General features: G+C 73.0%; 4 protein-coding genes. 1 reads left to right on the plus strand and 3 read right to left on the minus strand.

The window, feature by feature from the left end; translation table 11 throughout:
- Nucleotides 1-226: 226 nt before the first annotated feature.
- Complete coding sequence (locus ACIWVC_RS29605; RefSeq protein ID WP_396454846.1) at nt 227-1147, plus strand: 3-oxoacyl-ACP reductase; 921 nt, start codon at nt 227-229, stop codon at nt 1145-1147.
- 99 nt (nt 1148-1246) lie between these two features.
- Here ACIWVC_RS29605 and ACIWVC_RS29610 read toward each other — a convergent pair whose 3' ends face one another.
- From ACIWVC_RS29610 to ACIWVC_RS29620, 3 genes are read right to left on the minus strand one after another with little or no spacing between them, the layout of a single operon-like run.
- Nucleotides 1247-2023, minus strand: a complete 777-nt coding sequence (locus ACIWVC_RS29610; RefSeq protein ID WP_396454847.1) for an SDR family oxidoreductase — start codon at nt 2021-2023, stop codon at nt 1247-1249.
- Between the two features lie 9 nt (nt 2024-2032).
- On the minus strand, nt 2033-2782 hold the full coding sequence (locus tag ACIWVC_RS29615; protein ID WP_396454848.1) for an SDR family NAD(P)-dependent oxidoreductase: 750 nt from the start codon (nt 2780-2782) through the stop codon (nt 2033-2035).
- 48 nt (nt 2783-2830) lie between these two features.
- Entirely contained in the window at nt 2831-3472 is a 642-nt protein-coding gene (locus ACIWVC_RS29620) for a TetR family transcriptional regulator (protein WP_396451254.1), read from the minus strand.
- Nucleotides 3473-3515: the final 43 nt, after the last annotated feature.

Here is a 3515-nt window from a genome sequence, read left to right on the forward strand (position 1 = left end):
GCGCGCGGATCGCGCCGGCGAGCGGGGCGGACAGCGTCGCCGGATCCAGCGTCGTGGCCGGGAGACTAGAATTCGTTCTTGTTGGCGGGCAAGATCAGTCCCGCTGAGCTGTCCGCACCATGCGAGCTTCCTGCGGACACCCGCTGAGCGGGACGGCTCCCGCCGCGGGACTAGAATTCGTACTAGCCTCCGGCCAGCGACCCGAACACCCGATCCGGAGGCTCCGATGAACGCTGACCTGTCCCTGGCGGGCCGTACCGCCATCGTCACCGGCGCGGGCGCCGGGCTGGGCCGCGCCGAGGCGCTCGCCCTCGCCGCGCAGGGCGCGAACGTCGTCGTCAACGACATGGGGCCGGCGGCCGACGACGTCGTCGCGGAGATCACGAAGGCGGGCGGGCGGGCCGTCGCGGTGAAGGGGGACGTCGGCGACTGGTCGATGGGCGACACCCTGGTGTCCGCGGCGGTCGACACCTTCGGCTCGCTGGACGTCCTGGTCAACAACGCGGGCGTGCTGCGCGACAAGATGCTGTTCAACCTGTCGGAGCCGGACTGGGACGACGTCGTCCGCGTCCACCTGAAGGGGCACGCGTCGGTGTCCCGCGCCGCCGCCGTGCACTGGCGGGCCGCGAGCAAGGCCGCCGGCGGCCCCGTCTACGGGCGGGTGATCAACACCGCGTCGGAGGCGTTCCTGTTCGGATCCGCGGGGCAGCCGAACTACTCCGCCGCGAAGGCCGGCATCGTCGCGCTCACGCTGTCGACGTCCGCCGGGCTCGGCCGGTACGGGGTGCGCGCCAACGCGATCTGCCCCCGCGCCCGGACGGCGATGACCGAGGCGACGTTCGCGGAGGGCACCTCGCCCGGCGGGCTCGACGCCATGGCCCCCGAGCGGGTCGGCACGTTCGTCGGCTACCTCGCGTCCCCCGCCGCGGAGAAGATCACCGGTCAGGTGTTCATCGTCTACGGCGACATGGTCGCGCTGATGGCCGCGCCGACCGTGGAGCAGAAGTTCACGGCGGCCGGAGGCGTCTTCTCCGTCGAGGAGCTCGGCGCGCAGATCACGCCGTACTTCGAGGACCGCGACCCGCGCCGGACCTACGCCGCCTACAGCGTCGCCGCGCTCGACAACACCGAGACCAGCAAGTACTGACCGCGGAGCCGACCGGTGGCCGCCCCCGGCGCGAGGGGGGCGGGCGCCGGTGCTCCGTCACCGCCGCTCTCAGAAAACCGCTCTTAGAAACCGCCGCTCTCAGAAAAGGGACGCGTCGCGGAGGGTGGCCTCGGCGCCGCCGTCCACGTAGATCACTTGGCCGGTCATGTGCGTGTTGGCCGGGGAGATCAGCCAGCGCAGCGCCTCCGCGATCACCTCGGGGCCGGCGAAGCCGTTCAGCGGCATCGGGACGGCCTCCTTCATGATCTGGAACATGCCCTCGTCCTCGAACAGCGGCGCGCTCATCGGGGTCCGCACGACGCCCGGCGCGACCGCGTTCAGCGGGATGCCCGCGCCCGCCCACTCGGGGGCGGTGCAGACCCGCCGCACCCACTGGACGAGCGCCGACTTCGACGACGGGTACAGCAGGCCGCCGGCGCCGCTCTCCTCGACCTTCGCGGCCGCGGCGAGCGCGGCCGGCTCGTCCAGGCCGAGGCAGGCGCGGACGGTGGCGTCGTCCACCGGGTGCGTGCCGGAGATCGAGCCGACCACGGCGGCGCGGGGCGCCTCGGCCCGCGCGAGCGCGGGGCGCAGCCCCTCCAGCAGCCCGACGACGCCGAAGAAGTTCACCTTGACCGGCATGATCGTGAAGTCGGAGACGCCGGCGCAGGCCACGACGGCGTCGAGCCGCCCGCCCGCCCGCTCCAGCGTCTCCGCGACCGCGCCCGCCCGGCCCTCGGGGACGCTGAGGTCGGCGCGGACGTCGGCGTCGTGCCGGTCGATCCCGATGACGGTGTCGCCGGCGTCCCGGAGCATCCCGGCGAGGGACGCGCCGATGCCGGACGCCGAACCGCTGACGGCGATGGTGCGTGCCATGTCGCTCTCCTAGGTGTGCGCGCCGCCGTCGACGCGGAAGTCGGCACCGGTGAAGTAGGCGGCGTCGGGCGACCCGGCGAACGCGATCGCCGCCGCGATCATCTCGGGGTCCGCCGCGCCGTAGTAGGACCGGATCTTGGAGAAGTAGTCGAGGTCGATGCCGGGCGGGAACATGTCGGCGGACTGGATCAGCGGCGTGTCGACGGCTCCCGGGGAGATCGGCACGACGCGGATGCGGCGGGCGGCCAGCTCGGCGGCGAGGCTGAGCGAGAACGCCAGCACCGCGCCCTTGGACGCCGAGTACGCCGTCATGTACGGGCTGCCCTGCGTCGCCGACAGCGAGGCCGTGTTGACGATCACACCCGTCCGGTCCGGGAGGTGCTTCAGCGCCTCGCGGCAGAACAGGGCGGTGCCGACGAGGTTGACGGAGAACAGCCGGTTCAGGTCGTCCACGGTGAGCGTCTCGATCGGGGTGGTCTTGTGGACGCCGGCCACGTTCACGAGGACGTCGATGCCGCCGAGGGTCTCCGCCGCGTCCGCCACCGCGGCGGCCACGGCGGCCTCGTCGGTCACGTCGGCCGTACGGGTGGTCAGGGTGCCGGGCCCGGTGACGGCCTCGGCGGTCCCGGCGAGGCCCTTGCCGGAGATGTCCACGCCGTAGACCGCGGCGCCCTCGGTGGTGAGGCGGATCGCCGTGGCCCGCCCGATGCCGGACGCGGCCCCGGTGAGCAGCACTTTCACGCCGTCATAGCGATTCATGGGCGCACGCTAGCCGCGGCGCCGGAGCCTGCGCCGGGGCCGTCCCGATCACTGGGAGGGCTGCGCGCCGTCCTGTGAGCGCCGCGCGTTCGACCGGGGGGCGAGCAGCAGCTTGCAGGCGAGGCGGATGTCGCTCTCCACGTCCGCCATGGACGCGCGGCCGTTCAGGCTCGACTGGAGCACCCCGTACCAGCACTGCATCAGCAGCCGGACGAGCGTCACGTCCTGCGCGGTCGGGACCTCGATGCCCACGGCGCGCAGCAGGATGTCCCGGAACGTGTTGTCGATGTGGATCGTGTCGGCGACGGTCGCGACGTGCGCGCTGTTCGACGCGTGCAGCATCGACGCCGACAGGACGGGCTGGGCCAGCAGGCTCCGGCTCGCCTTCACCAGCAGGTCGGCGACCGCGTCCTCGGGGCTGACCCCGGGGGCGGGCTCGGAGACCTGCTCGTGCAGCCGGTCGACCTGCGCCGCCATCACCGCGGTGAACAGGTGCACCTTCGACGGGAAGTACCGGTACAGGGTGCCGATCGCGACGCCGGCGGCCTTCGCCACCTCGTGCATCTGGACGCGTTCGAGGGACTTCTCCGCGCCGATGCGCGACGCGGCCTTGAGGATGCGCTGCCGCCGGTCGTGCTGCTCGGGTGAGCTGGGCTCGGCGGACATCCTCGCCGCTGCGATCCTCGCCACGGTCCTCCCTCCGCTCCGCCGGTGTGCTGGTGTCGGTGTGCTC

It is taken from the genome of Actinomadura sp. (assembly GCF_044508335.1).
Lineage (GTDB): Bacteria > Actinomycetota > Actinomycetes > Streptosporangiales > Streptosporangiaceae > Spirillospora.